This is a genomic window from Streptomyces sp. BHT-5-2 (assembly GCF_019774615.1).
In the GTDB taxonomy this organism is placed as follows: domain Bacteria; phylum Actinomycetota; class Actinomycetes; order Streptomycetales; family Streptomycetaceae; genus Streptomyces.
Map to the genome: position 1 here is coordinate 5,150,315 of NZ_CP081496.1, position 23,241 is coordinate 5,173,555.

General features: G+C 70.5%; 21 protein-coding genes and 2 pseudogenes. 12 read left to right on the forward strand and 11 right to left on the reverse strand.

Annotation, left to right across the window (positions count from 1 at the left end; translation table 11 throughout):
* Window positions 1-37 precede the first annotated feature (37 nt).
* Entirely contained in the window at window positions 38-556 is a 519-nt protein-coding gene (locus K2224_RS22780; protein WP_221908372.1) for a DinB family protein, read from the forward strand.
* 107 nt (window positions 557-663) lie between these two features.
* Here the strand turns inward: K2224_RS22780 and K2224_RS22785 are convergent, their stop codons facing one another.
* The 4 genes from K2224_RS22785 to K2224_RS22800 form a co-directional block, all read right to left on the reverse strand.
* The gene (locus tag K2224_RS22785; RefSeq protein WP_221908373.1) at window positions 664-1,626 is read right to left on the reverse strand and encodes an electron transfer flavoprotein subunit alpha/FixB family protein; all 963 of its coding nucleotides are present in this window, start codon (window positions 1,624-1,626) and stop codon (window positions 664-666) included.
* A 145-nt stretch (window positions 1,627-1,771) separates the two neighbouring features.
* Window positions 1,772-2,560 (reverse strand): electron transfer flavoprotein subunit beta/FixA family protein, encoded by a 789-nt coding sequence (locus tag K2224_RS22790; protein ID WP_221908374.1) that lies wholly within the window; start codon window positions 2,558-2,560, stop codon window positions 1,772-1,774.
* A gap of 212 nt (window positions 2,561-2,772) precedes the next feature.
* On the reverse strand, window positions 2,773-3,279 hold the full coding sequence (locus K2224_RS22795; protein WP_221909882.1) for a flavin reductase family protein: 507 nt from the start codon (window positions 3,277-3,279) through the stop codon (window positions 2,773-2,775).
* A gap of 231 nt (window positions 3,280-3,510) precedes the next feature.
* Window positions 3,511-3,843 (reverse strand): thioredoxin family protein, encoded by a 333-nt coding sequence (locus tag K2224_RS22800; protein WP_221908375.1) that lies wholly within the window; start codon window positions 3,841-3,843, stop codon window positions 3,511-3,513.
* A 446-nt stretch (window positions 3,844-4,289) separates the two neighbouring features.
* On the opposite strand from K2224_RS22800, the gene K2224_RS22805 reads away from it, so the two are divergent.
* On the forward strand, window positions 4,290-5,003 hold the full coding sequence (locus K2224_RS22805) for a 1-acyl-sn-glycerol-3-phosphate acyltransferase (protein WP_221908376.1): 714 nt from the start codon (window positions 4,290-4,292) through the stop codon (window positions 5,001-5,003).
* A 10-nt stretch (window positions 5,004-5,013) separates the two neighbouring features.
* Here K2224_RS22805 and K2224_RS22810 read toward each other — a convergent pair whose 3' ends face one another.
* The 4 genes from K2224_RS22810 to K2224_RS22825 form a co-directional block, all read right to left on the reverse strand.
* Complete coding sequence (locus K2224_RS22810; RefSeq protein ID WP_221908377.1) at window positions 5,014-5,718, reverse strand: B3/4 domain-containing protein; 705 nt, start codon at window positions 5,716-5,718, stop codon at window positions 5,014-5,016.
* A gap of 653 nt (window positions 5,719-6,371) precedes the next feature.
* Window positions 6,372-7,442 carry a low specificity L-threonine aldolase gene (locus K2224_RS22815; protein ID WP_352297496.1) on the reverse strand — a complete coding sequence of 357 codons (1,071 nt, stop codon included), beginning with the start codon at window positions 7,440-7,442 and terminating at the stop codon, window positions 6,372-6,374.
* The gene (locus K2224_RS22820) at window positions 7,439-8,200 is read right to left on the reverse strand and encodes an SDR family NAD(P)-dependent oxidoreductase (RefSeq protein ID WP_221909883.1); all 762 of its coding nucleotides are present in this window, start codon (window positions 8,198-8,200) and stop codon (window positions 7,439-7,441) included. The genes K2224_RS22815 and K2224_RS22820 overlap by 4 nt, the downstream gene beginning before the upstream one ends.
* A 101-nt stretch (window positions 8,201-8,301) precedes the next feature.
* Window positions 8,302-9,699, reverse strand: a complete 1,398-nt coding sequence (locus K2224_RS22825; protein ID WP_221908379.1) for a DUF6421 family protein — start codon at window positions 9,697-9,699, stop codon at window positions 8,302-8,304.
* Window positions 9,700-10,301: 602 nt separating this feature from the next.
* On the opposite strand from K2224_RS22825, the gene K2224_RS22830 reads away from it, so the two are divergent.
* Complete coding sequence (locus K2224_RS22830; protein WP_221908380.1) at window positions 10,302-10,985, forward strand: glycerophosphodiester phosphodiesterase family protein; 684 nt, start codon at window positions 10,302-10,304, stop codon at window positions 10,983-10,985.
* Between the two features lie 98 nt (window positions 10,986-11,083).
* On the opposite strand, the gene K2224_RS22835 is transcribed toward K2224_RS22830, so the two are convergent.
* Window positions 11,084-11,617, reverse strand: a complete 534-nt coding sequence (locus tag K2224_RS22835) for a GNAT family N-acetyltransferase (RefSeq protein ID WP_221908381.1) — start codon at window positions 11,615-11,617, stop codon at window positions 11,084-11,086.
* A gap of 147 nt (window positions 11,618-11,764) precedes the next feature.
* On the opposite strand from K2224_RS22835, the gene K2224_RS22840 reads away from it, so the two are divergent.
* A complete protein-coding gene (locus K2224_RS22840) occupies window positions 11,765-12,151 on the forward strand; it encodes a VOC family protein (RefSeq protein WP_221908382.1) in 387 nt (128 codons plus the stop codon).
* Window positions 12,152-13,780: 1,629 nt separating this feature from the next.
* On the opposite strand, the pseudogene K2224_RS22845 reads toward K2224_RS22840, so the two are convergent.
* Window positions 13,781-14,621 (reverse strand): annotated as a pseudogene (locus tag K2224_RS22845) (TRM11 family SAM-dependent methyltransferase); the annotation flags it as partial.
* Window positions 14,622-14,639: 18 nt separating this feature from the next.
* Window positions 14,640-15,017, reverse strand: coding sequence for a hypothetical protein (locus K2224_RS40765; protein WP_260692902.1), 378 nt, complete (start codon window positions 15,015-15,017; stop codon window positions 14,640-14,642).
* An 899-nt stretch (window positions 15,018-15,916) separates the two neighbouring features.
* On the opposite strand from K2224_RS40765, the gene K2224_RS22855 reads away from it, so the two are divergent.
* From K2224_RS22855 to K2224_RS22885, 8 genes and pseudogenes are all read left to right on the forward strand, one after another.
* The gene (locus tag K2224_RS22855; protein WP_221908383.1) at window positions 15,917-16,231 is read left to right on the forward strand and encodes a WXG100 family type VII secretion target; all 315 of its coding nucleotides are present in this window, start codon (window positions 15,917-15,919) and stop codon (window positions 16,229-16,231) included.
* Between the two features lies 1 nt (window position 16,232).
* Complete coding sequence (locus K2224_RS22860) at window positions 16,233-17,312, forward strand: WXG100 family type VII secretion target (RefSeq protein ID WP_221908384.1); 1,080 nt, start codon at window positions 16,233-16,235, stop codon at window positions 17,310-17,312.
* 15 nt (window positions 17,313-17,327) lie between these two features.
* Window positions 17,328-17,939 (forward strand): hypothetical protein, encoded by a 612-nt coding sequence (locus K2224_RS22865; RefSeq protein ID WP_260692903.1) that lies wholly within the window; start codon window positions 17,328-17,330, stop codon window positions 17,937-17,939.
* 1,151 nt (window positions 17,940-19,090) lie between these two features.
* Window positions 19,091-19,204, forward strand: a pseudogene (locus K2224_RS40770) (helicase HerA domain-containing protein); the annotation flags it as partial.
* Between the two features lie 677 nt (window positions 19,205-19,881).
* Window positions 19,882-20,241, forward strand: coding sequence for a type IV secretory system conjugative DNA transfer family protein (locus K2224_RS40775; RefSeq protein WP_260692278.1), 360 nt, complete (start codon window positions 19,882-19,884; stop codon window positions 20,239-20,241).
* Window positions 20,242-20,287: 46 nt separating this feature from the next.
* On the forward strand, window positions 20,288-21,277 hold the full coding sequence (locus K2224_RS22875) for a replication-relaxation family protein (RefSeq protein ID WP_221904772.1): 990 nt from the start codon (window positions 20,288-20,290) through the stop codon (window positions 21,275-21,277).
* Window positions 21,274-22,215, forward strand: coding sequence for a bifunctional lytic transglycosylase/C40 family peptidase (locus K2224_RS22880; protein WP_221904773.1), 942 nt, complete (start codon window positions 21,274-21,276; stop codon window positions 22,213-22,215). Before K2224_RS22875 ends, K2224_RS22880 begins: the two co-directional genes overlap by 4 nt.
* Window positions 22,212-23,171 carry an extensin gene (locus K2224_RS22885; protein WP_221908386.1) on the forward strand — a complete coding sequence of 320 codons (960 nt, stop codon included), beginning with the start codon at window positions 22,212-22,214 and terminating at the stop codon, window positions 23,169-23,171. The genes K2224_RS22880 and K2224_RS22885 overlap by 4 nt, the downstream gene beginning before the upstream one ends.
* The last annotated feature ends 70 nt before the right edge of the window (window positions 23,172-23,241 follow it).

The window sequence follows — 23,241 nt, forward strand, 5'->3', positions numbered from 1 at the left end:
TGGCGCGGGCCGCCCCGTACGGCCCACAATCCCCGTCATGACATGGACCGCACCCCGGATCGAACGCCGGGACACACCCGCCGCCGTGAGCGAGCGCGCGATGCTGCAGGGCTGGCTCGATTTCCACCGTGACACCCTGCTCGCCAAGTGCGCGGGCCTGACCGCCGAGCAGCTCGCCCGGCCCGCCACCCCGCCGTCCCCGCTCACCCTGCTCGGCCTGGTGCGTCATCTGGCCTACGCCGAACGCGTCTGGTTCCGGCAGCGGTTCGTCGGCGAGGCGGTCGACAGCCTCTACTGCACCGACGACGCCCCGGACGCCGACTTCGACGACCTCGACCCGGCCCGGGCCGAGGCGGAACACATGGCCTTCCGCGCCGAGATCGCGGCCTGCGACGCGGCGGTGGCCGACCGCGGCCTCGACGAGACCTTCACCGTCCGCAGCGGCCGCACCCTCAACCTGCGCTGGATCTACGTCCACATGATCGAGGAGTACGCCCGCCACAACGGGCACGCGGATCTGCTCCGCGAGGCCCTGGACGGCGCGACCGGGGCCTGAGCAGCGGAGGAGCGGCAGCCGCCGGACGGCCGAAGGCCCCGTACGCCGCCTGCGTACGGGGCCTTCGGCCGTGCGGTGCGCGCGGGCCCGCGGCGGGCCCGGCCGGGTCAGCCCTTGCGGGTCTTGACCTCGTCGGTCAGAGCGGGGACGACGTTGAAGAGGTCGCCGACCACGCCGTAGTCGACCAGGTCGAAGATCGGCGCCTCGGCGTCCTTGTTGATCGCGACGATGGTCTTCGAGGTCTGCATGCCGGCACGGTGCTGGATGGCGCCGGAGATGCCGGCCGCGATGTACAGCTGCGGCGAGACCGACTTGCCGGTCTGGCCGACCTGGTTGGTGTGCGGGTACCAGCCGGCGTCCACCGCGGCGCGCGAGGCGCCGACGGCCGCACCGAGCGAGTCGGCGAGGGCCTCGATGACCGGGAAGTTCTCGGCGCCGTTGACGCCGCGGCCGCCGGAGACCACGATCGCGGCCTCGGTCAGCTCCGGGCGGCCGGTCGACTCGCGCGGGGTGCGCGAGACGATCCTGGTGGCCTTGGAGGCGTCCGCGACGGTCACCGCGAGCTGCTCGACCGAGCCGGCGGCCGGCGCGGCCTCCGGGGCGGCGGAGTTGGGCTTGACGGTGATGACCGGGGTGCCCTTGGTGATCCGCGACTTGGTGGTGTACGAGGCCGCGAAGACCGACTGGGTGGCCACCGGGCCCTCGTCGCCGGCCTCGACGTCCACGGCGTCGGTGATGATGCCGGAGCCGATCCGGACGGCCAGGCGGGCGCCGATCTCCTTGCCCTCGGCGGAGGACGGCAGCAGGACGGCGACCGGCGAGACCGCCTCGTGGGCGGCCTGCAGCGCGTCGACCTTGGGGGCGACGAGGTACTCGGCGAACTCCGGGACGTCGGCGGTCAGGACCTTCACCGCGCCGTGCTCGGCGAGCACCGGGGCGGCGGTGTCCACGCCGGCGCCGAGGTGCACGGCGACCGGCTCGCCGATGCGGCGGGCGAGGGTGAGCAGTTCGAGGGTGGGCTTGCGGACGGCGCCGTCCACGTGGTCGACGTAGACAAGGACTTCAGCCATGGGAATTGCTCCTGCGGGAAGAGTGCGGGCGAGGGGAGGACGGTGGTTCCGACGGACCGTCAGATGCCGGCGGGGAGAGGGGAGTTGACTTCCGTCCCGGCCGCGGCGGCGGTCCCGGCCCGGGGTGGCGCCCCGGGCCCGCGGCTCAGATGAACTTCTGGCCCGCGAGGAACTCGGCGAGCTGCTTGGCGCCCTCGCCCTCGTCCGTGACGATCGTGCCCTTGGTGCGGGCCGGGCGCTCGGTGGCCGACTCGACCTTGGTCCAGGCGCCCTCCAGGCCGACCTCGTCGGCCTCGATGTCCAGGTCCTCCAGGTCCAGGGTCTCCAGCGGCTTCTTCTTGGCCGCCATGATGCCCTTGAAGGAGGGGTAACGCGCCTCGCCCGACTGGTCGGTGACGGAGACGACGGCCGGCAGCGCGGCCTCCAGCTGCTCGCTGGCGGTGTCGCCGTCCCGGCGGCCGGTGACCTTGCCGTCGGCGACGGCGACCTGGGAGAGCTGGGTCGCCTGCGGGACCCCGAGCCGCTCGGCGAGCAGCGCGGGCAGCACGCCCATGGTGCCGTCGGTGGAGGCCATACCGCAGACCACCAGGTCGTAGCCGGTCTTCTCGATGGCCTTGGCGAGCACGAGCGAGGTGCCGAGCGCGTCGGTGCCGTGCAGGTCGTCGTCCTCGACGTGGACGGCCTTGTCGGCACCCATCGACAGCGCCTTGCGCAGCGCGTCGGTGGCGTCCTCGGGACCGACGGTCAGGACCGTGATCTCCGCGTCGTCGTCGTTGGCTTCCTTGATCTGCAGGGCCTGCTCGACGGCGTACTCGTCGAGCTCCGAGAGGAGGCCGTCCACGTCGTCCCGGTCGACGGTCAGGTCCTCGGCGAAGTGCCGGTCGCCGGTGGCGTCGGGCACGTACTTCACACAGACAACGATCCTCAAGCTCACGCCGGCTCTCCTACCTGCTTCGTCTCTTCAGAACTGCCTTGTGCTGGCAGCATAGGCGCCTCACGGGGCGGCTCCCGGTCGGATACGGATCCCCGCGCCGACCGTCATATTACTCGCCAGTACATACAGTCTGGTGCCCCGAATCAAGGCCGTCGAAATGTGACCTTCCCAACGGCCCGGACCGGGTGACGAAGCAGGTCCGGAGGAACCGATCAGTCCCGCAACGCGTTGAAACCGCCCTGGTGGTAGAGGAGCGGCCGGCCCGGTCCGGTGGGGTCGCCGACGACCGGCTCGGCGAGCACGATCCGGTGGTCTCCGGCCGGGACGCGGGCCACCACCCGGCACACCAGCCAGGCCACCACACCGTCCAGCAGGGGCACGCCCTCGGGGCCGGTGCGCCAGGAGGTGGCCGGGCCGAACCGGTCGGCGCCGCTGCGGGCGAAGGTGGCGGCCAACTCCCCCTGGTGTTCGCCGAGGAGGTGGACGCCTATGTGCTCGGCCTCGGAGACCACCGGCCAACTGGAGGCAGCGGTGCCGATGCCGAAGGAGAGCAGCGGGGGCTCGGCGGCGACGGAGGTGAGCGAGGTGGCGGTGAAGCCGACGGGTCCGGGACCGGCCGCGGTGATCACCGCGACGCCCGCGGCGTGCCGGCGGAAGACGGAGCGCAGGAGTTCCGGGGAGGCGGTGCGGGCCGTGCCGAGTTCGGGCGAGACCGTCATGGAGTTGTCCTTCTGCTGTGGGCTACGAGCCCGGGCGGGGCCGCCGGCGGCCGAACGGCGGGCGGCGGCGGTGACGTCGTCGCTGCTCACACGCCGGGACAGCGCGCGCTGGCGGTCCGCTGGAGATCGACGTGCACGCGTCCGTACAGAAGAAGGAAGATGCCTGGCCCCATCACGTCAGGCTGACGATGCGTGGCCCGAGGCGTCAAGTGGCGCCCGGAATCTGGGAGATCAATCACGGACCGCCGCCCCCAGTGCCGCGATGACGTCGGCCTTGCGCGGCTGCCCCGCGGCGCGGCGGACGACCGCACCGTGTCTGTCGAGCACCAGGACCGTCGGCGTACGGAGGATCTCCAGTCGGCGCACCAGCTCCAGACGGTCCTCCGCGTCGATCTCGACATGGGCCACGCCCTCGACCATCCCCGCGACGTCGGCCAGCACCCGCCGGGTGGCCCGGCACGGCTGGCAGAAGGCACTGGAGAACTGGACGAGGGTGGCCCGCTCGCCCAGCTCCGCGCCGATCTCCACGGCTCCCAGCCGTGCCTCGTCGTCCCGCTCGCCCACCTTCGTCCTTCCGTCCCTGCGACCGGCGAACCCGCCCGCCACCCCACGCGCACGGCACCCCGCACCGACGCCCCTGACCGCCCCCGCCGTCTCCACCGTCCCCCACGCCCCTCCCCGTCCGCGCCCTCCACCACCATGCAGCGTCCCCGGGACCCCAAAGATTCCCGGCCCCGCACCACCAGCGCACCCCGCGCTCCCGGCAAGAACCCCCGCACAACGGCCCGCCGTGCCCGACAACGCCGTACAGCACCCCCGGAAACCACCTGCGACCTGCCGTTTCCCCTCTCCCGCCGGGCCCACGTGACGAGAATCTCCCGGCCCGGGACGCCCACCCGCTGGCCGCCGAGCGCGAATATCGGGCACGATCTCCCGAGCCGCAGAGTTACCTCTGCGTAGGTTTCCGCCGGGAGAACCCTCCCCAGGCAAAGAAAAGGGGTCCCCCGGACATGGCCGAGTTCGTCTACCCGCCCGTCATCGGCGCCGCCCGCACGCTCTTCAAGACGATGGACCTGAAGTTCGACATCGCCGGCACCGAGCACATCCCGCAGCGCGGCGGAGCGGTACTGGTGAGCAATCACATCGGCTATCTGGACTTCGTCTTCTGCGGGCTGGCGGCGCGCCCGGCCAAGCGCCTGGTGCGCTTCATGGCGAAGGAATCGGTCTTCCGCCACAAGGTCTCCGGGCCGCTGATGCGGGCCATGAAGCACATCCCGGTGGACCGGACGCAGGGCATGCACGCCTACAAGCACGCGCTCTCCGCGCTGCGCTCCGGCGAGATCATCGGGGTCTTCCCCGAGGCGACGATCTCCGAGTCGTTCACCCTGAAGAACTTCAAGTCGGGCGCGGCACGGCTGGCCCAGGAGGCCGGCGTCCCGCTTCTCCCGATGGCACTGTGGGGCACCCAGCGGCTGTGGACCAAGGGTCACAAGCGCCAGCTGGGCCGCCACCACTTCCCGATAACGATCCGGGTGGGCGAGCCCGTGGAGGCCGATCCGGCCGACCACGCCGAGAAGATCACCGACCGCCTGCGGGCCCGCGTCCAGGATCTCCTGGAAGCCGCCCAGCGCGCCTACCCCGTACGCCCCCGGGACGCCGAGGACACCTGGTGGATCCCGGCCCACCTCGGCGGCACGGCCCCGGCCCCCGGCGGCCGCGCGTAGCCCTCCGGGCTCAGGACTCCCCGCCCCGGACCTCGCCGATCTCCACCCGTGCGCCCGGGCAGAGCTTCTCCAGCACCTCGGCGAGTTCGGTGCCGGCGGCCCGCAGCGCATCGAACGTCATCGGCGCCATCCGCTCCAGCAGGAAGAGCGCGTTCACCGACTCCTCGGTGAGCCGGGTGCGGACGCCCTGCCGCCAGTTCCAACGCCGGCAGGTCACGCCCGCGTCGTCGCACCAGACCACCTCGCCGGTCTCGGGGTGCTCCACGACCTCCGCCCCACCGGCGGCGGTGGCGAACGGCTCGTCCCCCTTGGCCCGGACCAGCCGCATGCCCCCTTGGATGCGGTCCAGGTCCTCCCCGCCCACCGGGACGAGATGGGCGACGCTGATCGCGTTGTAGACGTCGACCAGGCGGTTGATGCGCGGCAGCCCGCCGTCGGCGAGCGCCCGCCTGGCGAGCGCCTCGGCGGAGTTGCGGGTGCGGGACGGCTTGCACCCGAACGCGGTGTACGCGGCGCGCCAGGCGGCGATGTGCGGGTCGTCCTGCGGCGCCCGCCCGTCCAGCCGCCCGGCGAGCCGCCGGGCGGCGTCCTCCAGCAGCGCCGAACTCGCCTCGTCGCTGGGCCCGTTGCGCAGCCCGCGCGCCTCCACGACGAGATACCCGAAACCGGGCGCGAGGGAGCGGACGTCGTCCGCGACGTGCAAAGTGGTGATCATGCGCCCGAACCTCTGAGATCTCTCGACGACAGCGCCTACGGAGGGCACGGCCGGTCGGCGGCCTCGGCCCCACGAGGCATTGGAGCACGGCGACGCCCAGTCCATCAAATTGCACCTACTGGTGCAGCACATTCGACTACGGCCGGTAGTGCGCGGGTCCGCTGCGCGGGGCTGTTCCGGCCCGCTTCGCGGGCGTTGCGGGTCCGCTGCGCGGGGCTGTCGGGTGCGGTGCCGGGCCTGCGGGGGTGGTGTGTCGGACTGCTGCGCTTTACGTCCGACACACCACCCCCTCCGGCCCGTCCCCTCCCGTGAGTGGTCATAAAGACGGTGGGTGGGGCTGAGCAGGCTGGTCCCCTGACGGTCGCTTGTTGAGGGCTGACGGTCACTCGTTGAGGGACGGTCGCCCATCAGTCCACTGGGGGGCACTCGCCCACCGGGCGTGCAGCCCCAACTGGGTTGGAATTCACCCTCCAACGGGAGGGGACGGGTCGGAGGGGCAGGGGTGTGCCGGACGTAAAGCGCAGCAGTCCGGCACACCCCTGCCCCGGAGGCCCGTCACCGCACCCAACAGCCCCGCGCAGCGGACCGGCCCCGCGCAGCGGACCAACAACGCCCGCGCAGCGGGCCGGAACAGCCCCCGCGCAGCGGCCCCGCTAGCGGCCCATCTCCTCGCGAACAGCCGACAGAAACGCGTCGACATCCCCCTCCGTCGTGTCGAAGGCGCACATCCACCGCACCACCCCGGCCGCCTCGTCCCAGAAGTAGAAGCGGAACCGCTTCTGGAGGCGTTCGCTGACCTCGTGCGGGAGGCGGGCGAAGACGCCGTTGGACTGGACGGGGTAGAGGATCTCGACGCCGGGGATCTCGCGGACGCCGGTGGCCAGGCGCTGGGCCATGGTGTTGGCGTGGCGGGCGTTGCGCAGCCACAGGTCCTTGGCGAGGAGCGCCTCCAACTGCACGGAGACGAAGCGCATCTTGGACGCCAGCTGCATGGAGAGCTTGCGCAGATGCTTCATGGCGCGGACCGCGTCGGGGTTGAGGACGACCACGGCCTCGCCGAAGACCGCGCCGTTCTTGGTGCCGCCATAGGAGAGGATGTCGACGCCCACGGCGTTGGTGAAGGCGCGCATGGGGACGTCGAGGGTGGCGGCGGCGTTGGCTATCCGGGAGCCGTCGAGGTGGACGAGCATGTCGCGCTCGTGGGCGTGGTCGCAGATGGCGCGGATCTCGTCGGGTGTGTAGACCGTGCCGAGCTCCGTGCTCTGGGTGATCGAGACGACCTGCGGCATGGCGCGGTGCTCGTCGTCCCAGCCCCATGCCTGGCGGTCGATCAGCTCGGGGGTGAGCTTGCCGTCCGGGGTGGGGACGGTGAGCAGCTTGAGGCCGCCGATCCGCTCCGGGGCCCCGCACTCGTCGACGTTGATGTGCGCCGACTCGGCGGCGATCACCGCGCCCCAGCGGTCGGTGACGGCCTGGAGTGCGACGACGTTGGCGCCGGTGCCGTTGAACACCGGGAACACCTGGGCGCGCTGTCCGAAGTGGCTGCGGAAGACGCGCTGGAGGTGCTCGGTGTAGTCGTCCTCGCCGTAGGCGACCTGGTGGCCGCCGTTGGCGAGGGCGAGCGCGGCGAGCACCTCGGGGTGCGCACCGGCGTAGTTGTCGCTGGCGAAGCCGCGGATCTGCGGGTCGTGGTGCTGCCGGGCGTCGGTCTTCGCCCGGTTCACGGCTTGGGGGTCAGCCACAGACGCTGTCCATTCACTTCCTGGGCGGGCCGGTCCCAGACACCGGCGATGGCCTCGGCCAGCTCCGTGACGTCGGTGAAGCCCGCGAACTTGGCGTTCGGTCGCTCGGCGCGCATCTGGTCGTTGACGAGCGCCTTCACGATCAGGATGGCAGCCGCGGCGCGCGGGCCGCCCTCGCCCCCCGACTTGCGGAAGCCGTCGGCCATGGCGAGGGTCCACGCCTCGGCGGCCGCCTTGGACGCGGCGTAGGCGGCGTTGCCTCCCGTGGGCTTGCTGGCACCGGCCGCGCTGATCAGCACGTAGCGGCCGTTGCCGCTGCGTTCCAGTGCGTCGTTGAAGGCGAGGGAGGTGTGCTGGACGGTGCGGATCAGCAGCTTGTGCAGGGTCTCCCAGTCCGACAGGTCGGTCTCGGCGAACGTCGAGCAGCCGCGCCAGCCGCCGACGAGGTGGACCACGCCGTCGACCCGGCCGAATTCCTTCTCCGTACGGGCCGCCCATTCGCGGGTCTGGTCGAGGTCGAGGAGGTCGACCGTCTCGCCGATGACCGTGGCGCCGCCGTGGGCGTAGCGGGCCGCGTCGACGGCCTCCGCCAGTCGCTCGGGGTTGGAGTCCGAGCCGACCACCACCGCGCCGGCCTCGGCCAGCCGCAGCAGGGCGGCCCGGCCCGCCGGTCCGGCCGCTCCGGCCACCGCGATGACCGCGCCCTCCAGCGGCCCCTGGCCGCCCGTCGAAGTACCCATCTCCGTCGCCTCCTCGTCCTGCCCCTGGACGGCCGCCGGCCGGGTGTCCCGGCCGGTCCGCACGCTCTGCACGTTGTCTTCCTGCTCGGTCCGCACGCTCTTCACGCCGCCACCGGCGTTTCGCTGTGGGCGGTGATGCCCTTGGTCGAGGCGATCACGGAGCGCAGCTTCTTGGCGAGCGCCTCGTAGAACATGCTCAGCGGGAACTCGTCGGGCAGCACGTCGTCGACGAGTTTGCGCGGCGGACGGTCCAGGTCGAGGGCGTCCGGACCCTTGGCCCAGACCGAGCCCGGGTGCGGGGCGAGGTAGGTCGAGACCAGGTCGTAGGCGGCGAACCAGTGGACCAGCTTGGGCCGGTCGATGCCGTCGCGGTAGAGCTGTTCGATCTCGCCGCAGAGCTGGTTGGTGACCCTGGGCGCCCGCTCCCAGTCGATGTGCAGTGTGTTGTCCGTCCAGCGTACGACGTCGTGCTTGTGGAGGTAGGCGAAGAGCAGCTGGCCCCCGAGGCCGTCGTAGTTGCGCACCCGCTCGCCGGTGACCGGGAAGCGGAACATCCGGTCGAAGATCACCGCGAACTGCACGTCCCGGGCCTGCGGGTAGCCCTCGGCCTCCAGCTTCACGGCCTCCTTGAAGGCGGTGAGGTCGCAGCGCAGCTCCTCCAGGCCGTACATCCAGAACGGCTGGCGCTGCTTGATCATGAAGGGGTCGAACGGCAGGTCGCCGTGGCTGTGGGTGCGGTCGTGGACCATGTCCCAGAGGACGAACGCCTGCTGGCAGCGCTGCTGGTCGCCGAGGAGCGCGCGGATGTCCGCGGGGAGGTCGACGCCGAGGATGTCCACGGCGGCCTCGCTGACCCGGCGGAAGCGGGCGGCCTCGCGGTCGCAGAAGATGCCGCCCCAGCTGAACCGCTCGGGGGCCTGGCGGACCGCGATCGTCTCGGGGAAGAGGACGGCGGAGTTGGTGTCGTAGCCGGCGGTGAAGTCCTCGAAGGTGATCCCGCAGAAGAGGGGGTTGTCGTAGCGGGTGCGCTCCAGCTCGGCGAGCCAGTCCGGCCAGACCATGCGCAGCACGACGGCCTCGAAGTTGCGGTCGGGGTTGCCGTTCTGGGTGTACATGGGGAAGACGACGAGGTGCTGGAGGCCGTCGGCGCGCTGCCGGGCGGGCTGGAAGGCGAGCAGCGAGTCGAGGAAGTCGGGGACGCCGAAGCCCTCCTCGGCCCAGCGGCGCAGATCGGCGACGAGGGCCTGGTGGTAGGCGGCGTCGTGCGGGAGGAGCGGGGCGAGTTCGCGGATGGCCGTGATGGCCTGCTCGACTTCCTGGCGGACCGCTGCGGCGGTGGGTGCGCCGTCCGCGGCGAGGTCGACGGAGCCGTCCTTGGACTGCCACGGGCGGATGGACTCGATGGCGTCCTTCAGCGCGGGCCAGGCGGGGTGTGCGACCACCGACTCGTCCGACAGGGTGCCGCTCCGGACACCCACGGGCGAAAGAATTTCCGTCATGACTGCCCTCCGGCGGTAGATCGTCCTGTGAGACCACCGTAACCAGCCAAGGATCCGCCATTCAAGTGGGCCAGGTGAAAAATATTCTGCTCGGGCCCGTGGTCACGGACGTTTTTCCTGTGAGGTACGGATTCGACCTCACTTCCTGCCATGAGCGGTGGGTGATTCCGCGTTTTCTCCGGAACGGAGTGGGGTAGGCCGTAGAGATCACGGGGCGGCTGGGCGGGTGAGGAGGCACGGGACGGGCGGGGGCGGGCCGGCCCGGGGCGGGGGCCGGAGCCGGCGCGACCGGCTCGGCGACGACGGCGACCGAGGGACGGCGGTGCGGCCGGCGCGGGCGCCGCGGGCGCCGCGGAGTGGCGGGATGCCGTCCAACTCGCCGCGGCAGGGCGGGTGTTCGGCAGGACCGGCCGGGACCGGGCCGGTCGGCGGTGCGTAGCGGAGGCGGCCGGCGGGCACTCGTACGGGCTAGAGGGGACTTGTCCCTACGGCGCTGCCGCTCGTCGGCGGATTAGGCTGTGCGCCATTTCGGGCGGCAGGGCGCCGGCGGCGACAGGTGCACGGAGCCGACCGCAACCGAGCCGACTGAAAGCGAGGCAGCCTTGTCCTTTCTCACCATCGGGCACCGCGGATTGATGGGTGTGGAGCCGGAGAACACCCTGCGCTCCTTCGTACGCGCCGAACGTGAGGGCGTCGACGCCGTCGAACTGGACCTGCACCTGAGCAAGGACGGCGCGCTGGTGGTGATGCACGATCCGGACGTCGACCGGACCACCGACGGCACCGGCCCGGTCGCCGAGCGCACCCTCGCCGAGCTGCGCGAGCTGGACGCCGGGCAGGGGGAGCGGATCCCGGTGTTCGAGGACGTGGCGGAGGCGGTGCGGCTTCCGCTGCAGGCGGAGATCAAGGACGTCGCGGCGGCGCAGGCGCTGGCCGAGGTGGTGCGCTCGCGTGATCTGACCTGCCGGGTGGAGGTCATCTCGTTCCACGACGAGGCCCTGGCGGAGATCCGCACGCTGCTGCCGGAGGTGCGCACCGGGCTGGTCGGCGAGTGGTACGACGCCGGCATCGTGGACCGCGCGACGGCGGTGGGCGCGGCTCTGGTGTCGCTCGACATCCGGCGGCTCACCCTCGAAGTGGTCGAGCGGGCGCACGCCGCGGGGCTGCGGGTGCTGGGCTGGACGGTGAACACCCACGACCAGCTGCGGCTGGCGCGCGGGCTGGGGCTGGACGGGGTGGTGACCGACCAGCCGGAGATCCGGCGGGCGGTGCGCTTCACGGCGTAGCCGGGGTCTCCCGCGGGCGGGCGGCGGGACGCCGCGTACGGGGCCGCCCGGCGGGAAGGCCGGCCGCAGGGCCGGGCGGGGCCTGCGGCCGGTGCGGCTCAGCCCAGCGGCTTGACCAGCAGCTCGAACTCCAGGTCGGGGCGCTGCGGAATGCCGAACCGCTCGTCGCCGTAGGGGAACGCGCTGAGCCGGCCGGTGCGGTGGTAGCCGCGGCGCTCGTACCAGGCGATGAGTTCCTCGCGCTGGCGGATGACGGTCATCCGCATCTCCGGGGCGCCCCAGGTGGCCAGCGCCGTGCGCTCGGCCTCGGCGATGATCACCTTGCCCAGGCCGGCGCCCTGCAGCTGGGGGCGGACGGCGAACATCCCGAAGTAGACGTGGTCCCCGCGGTGCTCCAGCTGGCAGCAGGCGACCAGTTCGCCGTCCCGCTCGGCGACCAGCAGCCGGCCGTGGTCGTTGCGCACGACCTCGGCGACGCCGTCCGGGTCGGTCCGTCGGCCGTCCAGCAGATCCGCCTCGGTCGTCCACCCGGCCCGGCTGGCGTCCCCGCGGTAGGCCGACTCCACCAGCGCGACGAGCGCGGGGACGTCGGCCTCGGTGGCGTCGCGGAAGGTCAGCGGGGTGGTGAGCATGGCGGGCGGGTTCCTCTCGGCCGTAGGGCGGGCTGGCAGCCGAGGCTAACAAGAGGCGCCGGGTGGCGGGAGGGCCGGACGGCCCGGCGGTCGGCCGGGGGCCGTGTCCGGGTGCCGGGGGCGCGGCCGGCGGCGTAGGGTCCTGCCATGGTGCAGGTACTGAGCAGCAGGGTGCTGTTGCGGCCGGCCGATCCTGAGCGGTCGCGGACGTTCTACGGCGAGGCGCTGGGGCTGGCGGTCTACCGCGAGTTCGGCACCGGCCCCGAGCGCGGCACGGTGTACTTCCTCGGCGGCGGCTTCCTGGAGGTCTCCGGGCGGGCCACGGACGCACCGACGCCGACCCTTCAGCTGTGGCTGCAGGTGGCGGACGCGGCGCGGGCGCACGAGGAGCTGGTGGCCCGCGGGGTGGAGGTGCTGCGGCCGCCGGTGCGCGAGCCGTGGGGGCTGATCGAGATGTGGATCGCCGACCCGGACGGCCACAAGGTCGTCGTCGTGGAAGTCCCGGCGGACCATCCGCTCCGATACCGGCCCTGACGGGAACGCGGCCTAACGGGACCTCGGGCCCCAATCCATAGGCTCGTCGAAGCTGCCACCCTTGCCGGGGGTACTGCGCGCCCATCAAAGCCAATCGTGTGCGAACAGAGCTTCTTTCATCGAGATTCCGTCGCCTCGCCTCGGAAAGACGTACGCGGAACCCGCGCCAGCACCTACTCGCCGTCTGTGTGCAGGGCGAGTGGCAGGTCCGATCTCGCCGATGAGGAATTCCCTCTCAGGGAGAGGACTGACAACCGGCACCGCCCGCAGCGATCGCCACACAGCGCGTCCCCGGACCCCTCCCCCTTTCACCAAGCGACGTCGCCTATCGTGACGTACTCGTGTTACACCTCCACGGCTCTTAAGGAACTCAACTCCCGCCTCCGCCATGGATTATGGTGTAGCCGCACCACTTGCTTGCCGTCGCCCGATCACCTGGGACCACCTGAACGACTCCGCGAGCAGCTCTCACGTGTGCTGGACGTATCCCAACCACCCACGGTCCTGCACCGCAAACACATACCCACCGGCCACCTTCACATCGACCATGACCTGGGGAGACGACCGGGACAGGCTCCGAGACATTGGGCACGGAATCGAAAATTTATCCCACAGCACAACCAGTCCTAACCAGGCCCCAGGAACCGCATCACGGGGTAGCTGAAGTGGCTGTCCTTGCCAGAAGTCATAGCGCTCTCCAAGGCCAATCGCGCGCGAACAGGGCGCCCCTCTGCACGAAGCTGCTCGATCGGCACATACAAGCCCTCCACAAGGGACCACGCTGCCGACACCAATGGAAACTTCCCCGCATAAGGAAGCTCGGCCAACTGGAACTCGAGCAAGATACTTGGTCGCAGCCCTTGCCCCACCCAGGTCGAAAGAGTGCGCCGTGACAGTACTGCCCCTTCTCTCGCACTCTCCCTTGCTAGCCGGAATCATCGTTCGTTCTGTGTCGAAGTAGCGAGGGCGAAGCTATCCGAGCCGTAAATCCTCATACGAGCTTCAACCGTGGCCAACCGATCTGCGACCACATCTACAGAAGCAGCGTCAGTCGTGACCTCAACCATGTCGTCGCCCTCTTGACCGCACCATTTTGACTTGCCACCGAAACGTGCGGCAATACAGCGGGCGACGTTCATGCCACTTGTCGTTACTCTCCAAGTGTCAGCGCAACCGGACGCCCGGCACACACAGTTCCAGCCCTGAATCGCCCCACAGACACTGCCGATGGCTGAATCTCCTTGCGCGTCGGTTCCCCAGCTTCCAGACAGCCGGGCCCAGCCGCATGAGGCATGCGCGGGAGGTCAGCTTCTTCCTCTGCCGCCTCTTGCTGCACCCACGGCCGAGAGGTCATCTGCCTGGCGCGACGATCGAGCAGCTGCGGATCGACCGAAAGTTCGAACAAGGCCTCGTTCATAGCGCGGTCCCCCCTACACCTGGCCGCAGTCTTCGACATCGAACGAGCACCGCGATCCGCTACGCGCACTCCGCTCGCCAGCTCCTCACACGGCCCATCGACATGCCCCCCTCCGGGCCTCCGACGAACCCCGGCACCGAAACTCGGAAATGGGTGGATTGGGCCCTCGGGTTCTCCCCAACCACCTTTGGGTTCGCACGAACTCCTGGCAAACCCGGGTCTGGTGAAGATCAAGACGTCCTCGTACTGGACGACGGAGAGAGGGATGCCGGGTCGGCGGGCGTCTCGGACGTTCTTCATCTGGAAGAACGAGGGGCGGGTGACCAGACGGCTGTTGCGGATGCCGGCGAGCATGGCGACGCAGCGTTCGGTGGGGAGGAGTCCTGCGGCTTTGCCGGCGGCGAGGACGGCGGAGGGCAGGTCGATCAGTTCGCCTCGTTTGCGCCAAGGGCGGGTGGTGATGACGGCGGTGCCGCCGGGGCGGAGCATCGTGCGGCACTGAGCGAGGATCTCGGTGAAGGCTTCCAGGAGCCGGCCGGTGGAGACATGGGCGAGGTTGACGCGGTCGTGGCCGTACCGGAAGTCCTTCTTGACGACGCCGGGTTCGCCGGTCTCCAGGGAGGAGCGGACCTGCCCGTGGACGCTGGGTCCGTAGGGAGGTGAGGTGACCACGAGCGCCACCTCCCCACGGGCGGAGGCGGGGGCGAGGTCGGTGAGCCGTCGGGCGTCGCCGCAGCGGACGATTCCGGTACCAGTGCCGCTTGTTTGCGCGGCGGAGCGGGCGTTGAGTGAGGCGAGGGTGGCCCAAATGGGTTCGTATTCAATGCCGAGGGCATTGCGGCCGAGGTGGAGGGCTTCGACGAGGGTGGTGCCGATGCCGCACATGGGGTCGAGGACGAGGTCGCCGGGGCGGGTGTAGGTGGCGATGGCGTGGGCGGCGATGCCGGGATGCATCTTGGCCGGGTGGGCCGCCGAGCCGGGCACATAGCGGTCCTTGCGCTGGGCCGGGGCGGAGGTGGGGACGGTGTTCCACACCGAGATCGGACGCGTCATGATCGGACTCCTTCCAGCTCAGCGGGTGTGGTGGATAGCCGAGAGAGCGACGAGATCGCTATGGGCGACGCCGGGGCTGGCATCGGCGGGCCGGGCGGGAATGAGACGGTCGGCAGCAGGGTGGACGTGAGCGACGATGATGTGCTGGAGGTAGCGGAAGCCGGCGGTGCGGGCGCAGGCGATCAGCGAGCCGAGCGGGTCGGTGAGGCCGGCGTCGTCGTCTCGGCGTTGGCGGATGGCGAGCAGCAGCAGTCCGTCGGCGGGCAGGAGGCGGTGGGCGCGGTGGAAGAAGCCGGCCCAGCCCTCGTCCATGGCCCCGGGCATCTCGCCGACGGTCCCGGGGAGGCTGTCGGTGGAGGCGGGCAGGGCGTTGGGGTGGAGTTCGGCGAGCAGCATCGAGAGCCTGCTGGGGGGTGCCGTCGGTGTAGGTGATGACGGGGGTGCGGGCGTCCATGCCCGGCTCGGTGTCCGGGACGGAGAGCTTCAGCAGCGGCGCGGGGGCCTGGCCGGGGCGGTGGGTGAACTCGGTGCGGATCTTCTCGATCGCCCATGGCCGCAGTACCGTGCCGGAGGACGGGACCGCATCGGGCTGGTCGGGGGCGGGGAGCCAGAGGATGGTCGGCAGCGGGCGGGGGGTGTGGCGGCGGGAAGCGCTTTCGGGGGCGTGACGGTGGTTGGTGGACATCGGCGGGTGGCGCCCGGGGCAGGGGCTCCAAGCCGTCTGTGCTGACATGAGGAATAGGGAAACGACGGCGTCGAATTGTCATCGCCGTTGGAGGCGTTCGAACTCGCCGGGCGGCCAGTGGCCCGATGTGGCAGCTGAGGCTCGCGCTGAGCGGCGCGCCGACTTTGCCCGGCTCAGTGGCCAAGCGAGCCAGTACCGAGCCACCTGCGAGCCACCGCCGAGCCAGCCCTGAGGGCATCGGTAGTCTCGGTAGACGTGGCCCAAAAATTCTTTTTGTTCGATTCCTGGGCGATGGGTCGCAGGGGTGACGCTGATCGCTTGCGGCGCTCCGTGCCGTCGAAGTTGGATCACCTTCACTGAAGGTTGGTGACCGCCCGGTTCGTGCCCGAGTCAGGGCACGGTAGTGGCAACCAGGCCACGGTTGTTGACGAGACTGGTTGTGCTCGCTCTGGTTGCGTCGGCCTTGGGCCGCCCCATGAGCTTGCCCGGGGATCTCGGATCGCGTTAGAGGCCCGTGAAGATCCATGCCCTGCGCATCCAATCGGTGACGCCTGTCTGCCTACGCTCCTGGGTGAAGCGATCACACACGACGTGACCATGGGGGACTGCGTTGGCGCATGAGCATTTTTCGATCCATCCCGAGCCGGTCACGGCTCTCGGCAAGGATTTCACTGCCTCCGCCGACCATCTCGACAACCGCATCAGCTCTTTCGCCTCACGCGCGGAGAACGTGGACGATGCCTTCGGCGTGATGTCCGAGTCCACCGAGACCCTGTCCCAGTACGTGGAGATGACCCGCCACACCGTGACCGCCCTGCGGCAGTTACGCACCGGGCTGCAGCACTACGCCGAGGGCCTGCAGCGCACCGTCGCCACGTACCAGGCGTCGGATACCGCGCAGGCGCAGCAGTTCGGGGGGAAGTGACGTGGCCGGTCAGCAGCAGGAGCAGCAGCCGCAGATCGAGAAGAGCTTCGACCTGTTCAATCCCGGTGGGGACCCGTCGGTGCTGCGGGCGTGCGCCGAGGCGTGGCGGGGCATGGCCCACGATCTGAAGAGCACGATCGAGGCGCAGGACCAGGAGGTCGCCCGGCTCGGCGACAACTGGACCGGTGCCGCCGCCGACGCCTTCCATGCCCACTGGAACCACACCAAGGGCCAGGTGGAGAAGGCGCTGCCGCATTTCGAAACCGTCGCCCAGCAGCTGGACCACACCGCGGATGCCATCAAGAAGGCCAACGACGAGGTCCACCGGGTGGCCGAGGAGATCGCCGCGACGGTGGCGATCGGCATCGGCCTGACGGTGCTGACCGGCGGTTTCTCCGACGCCATCGCGGCCGGCGCGGCCGGCGCGGAAGTCGCCGAGGCAGCGGGCGAAGTAACCCGGCTGGGGCAACTGCTGATCCGCGTCGCCGAAGTGATGGAGAAGATCAGGACGGCGATGAGCAGCAGCAAGCTGCTCAAGTTCGGCTTCGAGTTCGGCAAGAGTATGGACGCCAACTTCATCGGCAATGTCGCCGGGCAGAAGATCTCCGGGCAGAAGGTCACCTGGGGCCAGGACCTCCAGGACGCCGCCGTGTCCGCAGTCGTGGGCACGGGCATCTCAACAGCCGGTGGGGAACTGGCACCGAAGGTAAGCCGCTGGGCTCAAACCGCCGGCGAGGACGGGCAAGCGTGGGCGCCGGGGAAGAAACTCGCCGCGGCGCTGGACAGCGACCAGTTGCCCGGCAAGATCGCCATGGGCGGACTGGGCAGTGCGGGCGGGCAGGCCGCAGCGGACGGCGTGGACATCGCCGAGGGGCAGCACAAGGACGTCCTGTGGGACGCGGCGTTCAGCGGCGGCGCCGGACTCGTTGCCGGTGGTGCGAACCATCTGGGAGAGAAGATCAACATCGGCACCGGCAAGCACCGTGCCACGCACCGCGATTCGTTCCCTGCCTGGCAAGAGGTCCCCGTCGACGGCATCATCTACGGCGCCGGCAACGCCGCCAACTCCGAACTGGAATGACCCACCGTGTTCGAGGTGCGCAAGAGCATCCAACGCTTCCGCGATGATCCGGCCTGGACCTATCGCAAGACAGCGCCGGACTACCTCGCCACGTTCGAGCGTGGCGGCTACCCGTTCAGCCTGGGACCGGGTGGCCTCGCCATTCGAGATCTTCTGCAGGGCGACGTGAACGGCCGAGAGGTGAGCGTGTTCCATCTCCTCGCATGGCCGCGCCTCACAGGAAGTGGGGCAGCGGCCTCGCGGACGTACTCGGTAGCTGTGCTCCCCCTGCCCCGCACACTCCCGACCACTGGGGTCACCAGCTGCCTGCTGTCATGGGATACCCATGATTGGAAGCGTGGGGCCCTTCCACACTCTTCAAACAGCTACACGTACTTGCCGAACCTCGGCTCCCACCTGGTCCGGCACTACTCGAAGGAGCACGATTTCGCAGCCCTCATCAACACGCACGCCATGGAACGGCTCATGCACGACGCTCGGCTGGGCTGGCGCATCGAGGGAAACCGCATGATCGGCTGGACGTCCGGACGCAAGACCTACGAGGACCTCCTGACCATGGTCGACACCCTCACCACCATCATCGACGGCTTTCCCGAACAGGTATGGAACTGGCCGAAGATGATGTGAGGCTGCCCACCGTGTTCGAGGTGCGCAAAAGCATCAAACGCTTCCGGGACGCCCCGACCTGGACCTACCGCAAGAGCGACCGCGCCTACCTCGACACCTTCAACCATGACGGCTACCCCTTCAGTCTCGGCCCGGATAGCCTGTCTCTTCGCCACCTGCTGCAGGGCAGCCTCCTGGGTCGGGAGGTGAGCATGTTCCACCTCCGGGCGTTGAAGCGCAGTGGCCGGGCCCATGTCGCCTTCGAATACACCTGGTCGCACAGCGGCCTACGCATCCGTATGTGGGTCCCGGGCACCGTCCCCGTGGGCCTGGTGTGCCGCGCCGTCGAAGCCGCCTGGCCCGGCGCCCACACCCGCGTCACCGCACCTGCTCCCCTCCTCCCGAACGCAGACGACGCCGTCTCCCGCACGGCCGGACGCCTGCGGCCGGCCCGCCCCGACGTTCTCCCCCTCCGCACCGACCACCCCACCGACCCCCTACGCGCCCTGCTCCAGGCCGCCACCGGCATGGCCGACCATGAATCGGCCTGCGTGCAGATCCTGGCCCGCCCCGCCACCGGCCGCGCCCTGCGCCGCGCCCGCCACCAGGCAAGGCGACTCAAAGCCGGGCACGCCCCAGCCCGTCTTTCCACCCTGACCGCGCTTCTCCTCCACCGTGCCCAACCCGCCACCACCGGCAAGCAGGACCCCGACCACGGCACCGCCGTACGCCAGATGGTGGCCAAACAATCCGGCGCCCAGTGGCAGTGCACCCTCACCTACGCCGCCACCTGCTCACAAAAGACCGACCGCGCACAGGATGTGGCCCGCGGCCGGGCCCACGCCATCTCCTCCGCCTTCGGCCTGTACGCCGACCGCAACTACCTCACCCGCACCCGCCTCCGTCACCCCGAACCACGCCTCACCGGCCGACAGTTCCCCGCCTCCCGCCCGGCGCTGCTCTCGGTACCGGAACTCGCCGCCCTCGCCCACCTCCCCTACGACCCCGACGCCCCCGGCCTGCGCCGAGCCGGCGCCCGCTCCGTCCTCCCACCCCCACAGATCTCCAAGCCCACCCCCGGCAATAGCATCAAACCCCTGGGCCACTCCGATACCGGCGCCCGCCGCGGCGTAGGTCTCGCCGTCGCCGACGCCCGCCACCACCTGCACGTCATGGGTGCAACCGGCTCCGGCAAGTCCACCCTCATCGCCAACCTCGTCCTCGACGACGTCCGCAATCACCGCGGCGTCATCGTCATCGACCCCAAAGGCGACCTGATCAACGACCTGCTGGACCGCCTGCCCGACACCTGCGCCGACCGCCTCGTCCTCATCGACCCCGACGACCCCCACACGCCCCCGTGCCTGAACGTGCTCGACGGCACCGACATCGATGTCGTCGTGGACAACATCACCGGCATCTTCCGCCGGATCTTCACCGCCTTCTGGGGACCGCGCACCGACGACATCATGCGCGCCGCCTGCCTGACCCTCCTCAAATACCGCAACCGCACCGGCCAGTTGGTCACTCTCGCCGATGTTCCCCGTCTGCTGGGCGAGTCCGCCTACCGGCTGCGTATCGTTCCGGCCCTCCAAGACCCTGTCCTGCGAGGGTTCTGGGCCTGGTACGAGTCGATGTCCGATCCCTCACGCGCCGCGGTGGTCGGACCGGTCATGAACAAGCTGCGTGCGTTCCTGCTGCGCGACTTCGCCCGCCGCGCGATCGCCGCCGGCCCCTCCACTTTCAACCTCACCGGCGTCCTCAACGGCGGCATCCTCCTGGCCCGTCTCCCCAAAGGCGCCCTCGGCGAAGAGACCGCCCGTCTCCTTGGCTCCTTCATCGTCGCCGGCACCTGGCAAGCCGCCGCAGCCCGCGCCCGCACCCCGAACACCAACGCATCGACGCCACGCTCAGCATCGACGAGGCGCACAACTTCCTCGTCTTGCCCTACCCGTTGGAGGACATGCTCGCCGAGGCCCGCGGCTACCGCCTGTCCATGCTCCTGGCCCACCAACACCTCGCACAGCTCCCCCGCGACCTGCGCGAAGGCATCTCCGCCAACGCCCGCAACAAAGTCTTCTTCAACGCCTCCCCCGAGGACTCCAACGCACTGGAACGCCACACCCTGCCCACCCTCGCCGCCCACGGCCTCGCCCACCTCGGCCCCTACCAAGCCGCCGCCCACCTCCTGACCAACGGCGCGGAATCCACCGCCTTCACCCTCACCACCTACCCCCTGTCACCCGCCATTCCCGGCCGTGCCAAAGACCTGCGAACCGCTGCTGCCTCCCGCACCGGCCCACGACAAGCCACCCGCCCCTGACCAACCACCCCACCAGTCCCTTCGCCCTACCCCACGGTGATCCGCCATGCCCGCACTCCCCCGCCCCGCCTCCGGCCCCGGCTCCCGCTACACCGCCCGCGCCGCCACCAGCCGCCCCCGCCCCACCCAACACACCGACATCGCCGCCCTCGCCCGCCGCCTCACCACCCGCGACCTCTGGCTGACCCGCATGCTCCACGAGCACCGCGTCCTGACCACCCACCAGATCACCCGCCTCGCCTACACCTCACTCCGCTCCGCCCAACGCCGCCTACGCACCCTCCACCACCACGCCGTCGTGGACTCCTTCCGCCCCCTGACCCAGACCGGCTCCGCCCCCGAGCACTACACCCTCGGCCCCGCCGGAGCCGCCCTCCTCGCCGCCCAGGCCGGTCTCGACCCCGAAGCCGTCGGCTGGCGCCCCACCCACACCGGCCGCATCGCCTACTCCCCCTCCCTCGGCCACGACCTCGGCGTCAACGACCTCCTCACCCACCTCGCCGCCCACACCCACACCACCCCCACCGCCAGCCTCTCCCTCGGGCTCTCCGAACACTCCGCAGCCCGCCGCTGGGGCGACATCATCCGCCCCGACGCCTACGCCCACTACCACGGCGGCGACCGCCTGCTGCCCTTCTTCCTCGAATACGACACCGGCAGCCAACCCCTCGCCCGCGTCGAAGCCAAACTCGCCGGCTACGCCGCCTTCACCACCGCCACCGGCGCCCGCCCGGCCCTGCTCATCCACACCCGTACCCAGTCCCGTGACCAAGCCCTGCGGCACCGCCTCGCCAACACGGCAAGAGAGTTGGGGCTGAACGTGGCGACCTCATCCGGAGACTTCACAACCAGCGAACCCTGGGGCCCCTGGTGGGCACCACTCCAACCCGGCGCCCGCCGCACCACCCTCGCCGCCCTCACCGACCACTGGCCTGCCCTCAGCCCCGCCTCCGGCCTGGAACCGACCGACGCCGACACGCCCCTCACCCTTCCCGTACCCCCACAACCGCCCGCCGCCCCCAAGGCCGGATCGTGAGCTCCCTGCTCACAAAGGCGATCACCGGCATCGGCTGCACAATCCTGACCCTGCCACTCCTCGCCGCCCTCACCATCGCCGCAGCACTCGGCGGACTCTCCCCAAACACCAGCGCACCGACCTCCCCGAGCACACACGCCCTCAACGACATCCCATCCCGCATGCTCGCCCTCTACCAACGCGCCGCCCTCGCCTGCCCCGGCCTGTCCTGGACCGTCCTCGCCGCCATCGGCAAGACCGAGACCGACCACGCCCGCCACCCCACCATGGTCTCCACCGCAGGCGCCGTCGGACCGATGCAGTTCTTGCCGTCCACCTTCCAGGCCTACGCGCACCCCGTGCCCCCTGGAGGCCAGCAGCCACCAACACCCTGGGACCCGGTCGACGCGGTGTACGCCGCGGCCCGCCTGCTGTGCGCCAACGGCGCAAAGAACGGCAGCAACCTTCGGTCAGCAGTCTTCGCCTACAACCACTCTCATACCTACGTGGCCCAAGTGCTCACCACCGCCCGTACATACGCCACCGCCGCACCGGCCACAACCAACCCTGCTGCCAAGGCGATTGCCTTCGCCCGCGCCCAGCTCGGCACCCCCTACGTCTGGGGAGGAAACGGCCCCTCCGACGGCGGCTTCGACTGCTCCGGCCTCACCCAAGCCGCTTACCGCGCCGCAGGCATCCACCTCCCACGCGTGGCACAGGCTCAGTACGACGCCGACCCCCACCTCCCCAAGCCCACTCAACTGCTCTCAGGCGACTTGTTGTTCTACGGAACCGGCCCCCACCGCATCACCCACGTCGCGGTCTACACCGGCAACGGGCAGGCGATCGACGCACCTCACCCCGGCGCCGTCGTCCGCCAAGGCCCCGCACGCACCACCACTCCCGCCTTCCAAGGAGCAACCAGACCTGGCGCCCGGCCCAGAGGCGGGGCCTGGTGAAACAGATCGCCGCCCGCGAAGCAGTCCAACTCCTTCGCGCCATGACCCGAGTGCTGTGCATCGTCGGGTGCCTGGCGCTGGTCTTCACCACGGTCAACGTCACCCGCTTCGCCACCAGCCGCGACGTTCCCCTCCCCATCGCCGTCCTCCTCGACCCCATGATCGGCACCGCGCTCGCCGGCGTCCTCTACGTCGACGCACGTCTGGCCGCCTGGGGCATCACCCCACCCGCCTGGTCCACCACCCTCCGCTGGAGTGCCGGCTCCACCGCCGCCCTCATGAACACCTGGCAAAGCCTCTGGCCCGACGGACACATCGGCTGGCCCCACCACGCCGACCCCGCAGCCGTCCTCCTCCACCTCACCCCCGCCCTCCTCCTCATCACCCTCACCGAAACCATCGCCGCCTACCGCCGCACCATCACCCACCTCCTCGACCAGACCACCCCCACCGACCCCACCAACCAGACGAGCCCGACCGAACCGACCGAGGCGACCGATCGCACCGAACCGACCACCCCAGCACACCTCCCCACAGCCCCCGCCTCCCGATCGGCCACCGAGCGAGCCGACCGGGAACCGACCACCGGTGCCACGCTGCCCGCCTGCTCCCCACCACAGAACGCATCCGGCCCCACCCCGACCCGTGGCCAGACCGATCGCCCCGGCGCGACCGACCCGGCCCCCACCAGGCCCAACACGGCCGACGACGCACCCCGCATCCCACGCCCCGAACCCGACCGCCCGGCACCCGGGATCCGATCGGCAGAGGCCGACCTATGGCCGCACGCCCTTGCCCTCGCCCTCGACCTCGACCAGTGCGTCCGGGCTGCTACCGGCCGGCCCGCAAGCATCTGGCGACTCCGAAACGAGCTGCACCTCGGTCCCAAACGCGCCCGCCGCATCCATCACCAACTCCACAACCACAACAGCGACCGACCACCCCCGATCGAATGAACCCGCTCCACCCGCTCCACCTCCTCCGACCGACCACACCGACCACCCGACCAACCTCACCCCAACCCCA

Excerpts from the sequence above, each read along its gene's own strand:
- K2224_RS22835 (WP_221908381.1), bottom strand. The coding sequence starts at position 11,617 with ATGCTCACCACCCCGCTGACCTTCCGCGACGCCACCGAGGCCGACGTC.
- K2224_RS22810 (WP_221908377.1), bottom strand. The coding sequence starts at position 5,718 with ATGATCACCACTTTGCACGTCGCGGACGACGTCCGCTCCCTCGCGCCC.
- K2224_RS22785 (WP_221908373.1), bottom strand. The coding sequence starts at position 1,626 with ATGGCTGAAGTCCTTGTCTACGTCGACCACGTGGACGGCGCCGTCCGC.
- K2224_RS22820 (WP_221909883.1), bottom strand. The coding sequence starts at position 8,200 with ATGGGTACTTCGACGGGCGGCCAGGGGCCGCTGGAGGGCGCGGTCATC.
- K2224_RS22780 (WP_221908372.1), top strand. The coding sequence starts at position 38 with ATGACATGGACCGCACCCCGGATCGAACGCCGGGACACACCCGCCGCC.
- K2224_RS22825 (WP_221908379.1), bottom strand. The coding sequence starts at position 9,699 with ATGACGGAAATTCTTTCGCCCGTGGGTGTCCGGAGCGGCACCCTGTCG.
- K2224_RS22875 (WP_221904772.1), top strand. The coding sequence starts at position 20,288 with ATGCCCGCACTCCCCCGCCCCGCCTCCGGCCCCGGCTCCCGCTACACC.
- K2224_RS22805 (WP_221908376.1), top strand. The coding sequence starts at position 4,290 with ATGGCCGAGTTCGTCTACCCGCCCGTCATCGGCGCCGCCCGCACGCTC.
- K2224_RS22795 (WP_221909882.1), bottom strand. The coding sequence starts at position 3,279 with ATGACGGTCTCGCCCGAACTCGGCACGGCCCGCACCGCCTCCCCGGAA.
- K2224_RS40775 (WP_260692278.1), top strand. The coding sequence starts at position 19,882 with ATGCTCGCCGAGGCCCGCGGCTACCGCCTGTCCATGCTCCTGGCCCAC.
- K2224_RS22840 (WP_221908382.1), top strand. The coding sequence starts at position 11,765 with ATGGTGCAGGTACTGAGCAGCAGGGTGCTGTTGCGGCCGGCCGATCCT.
- K2224_RS40765 (WP_260692902.1), bottom strand. The coding sequence starts at position 15,017 with ATGCTGCTCGCCGAACTCCACCCCAACGCCCTGCCCGCCTCCACCGAC.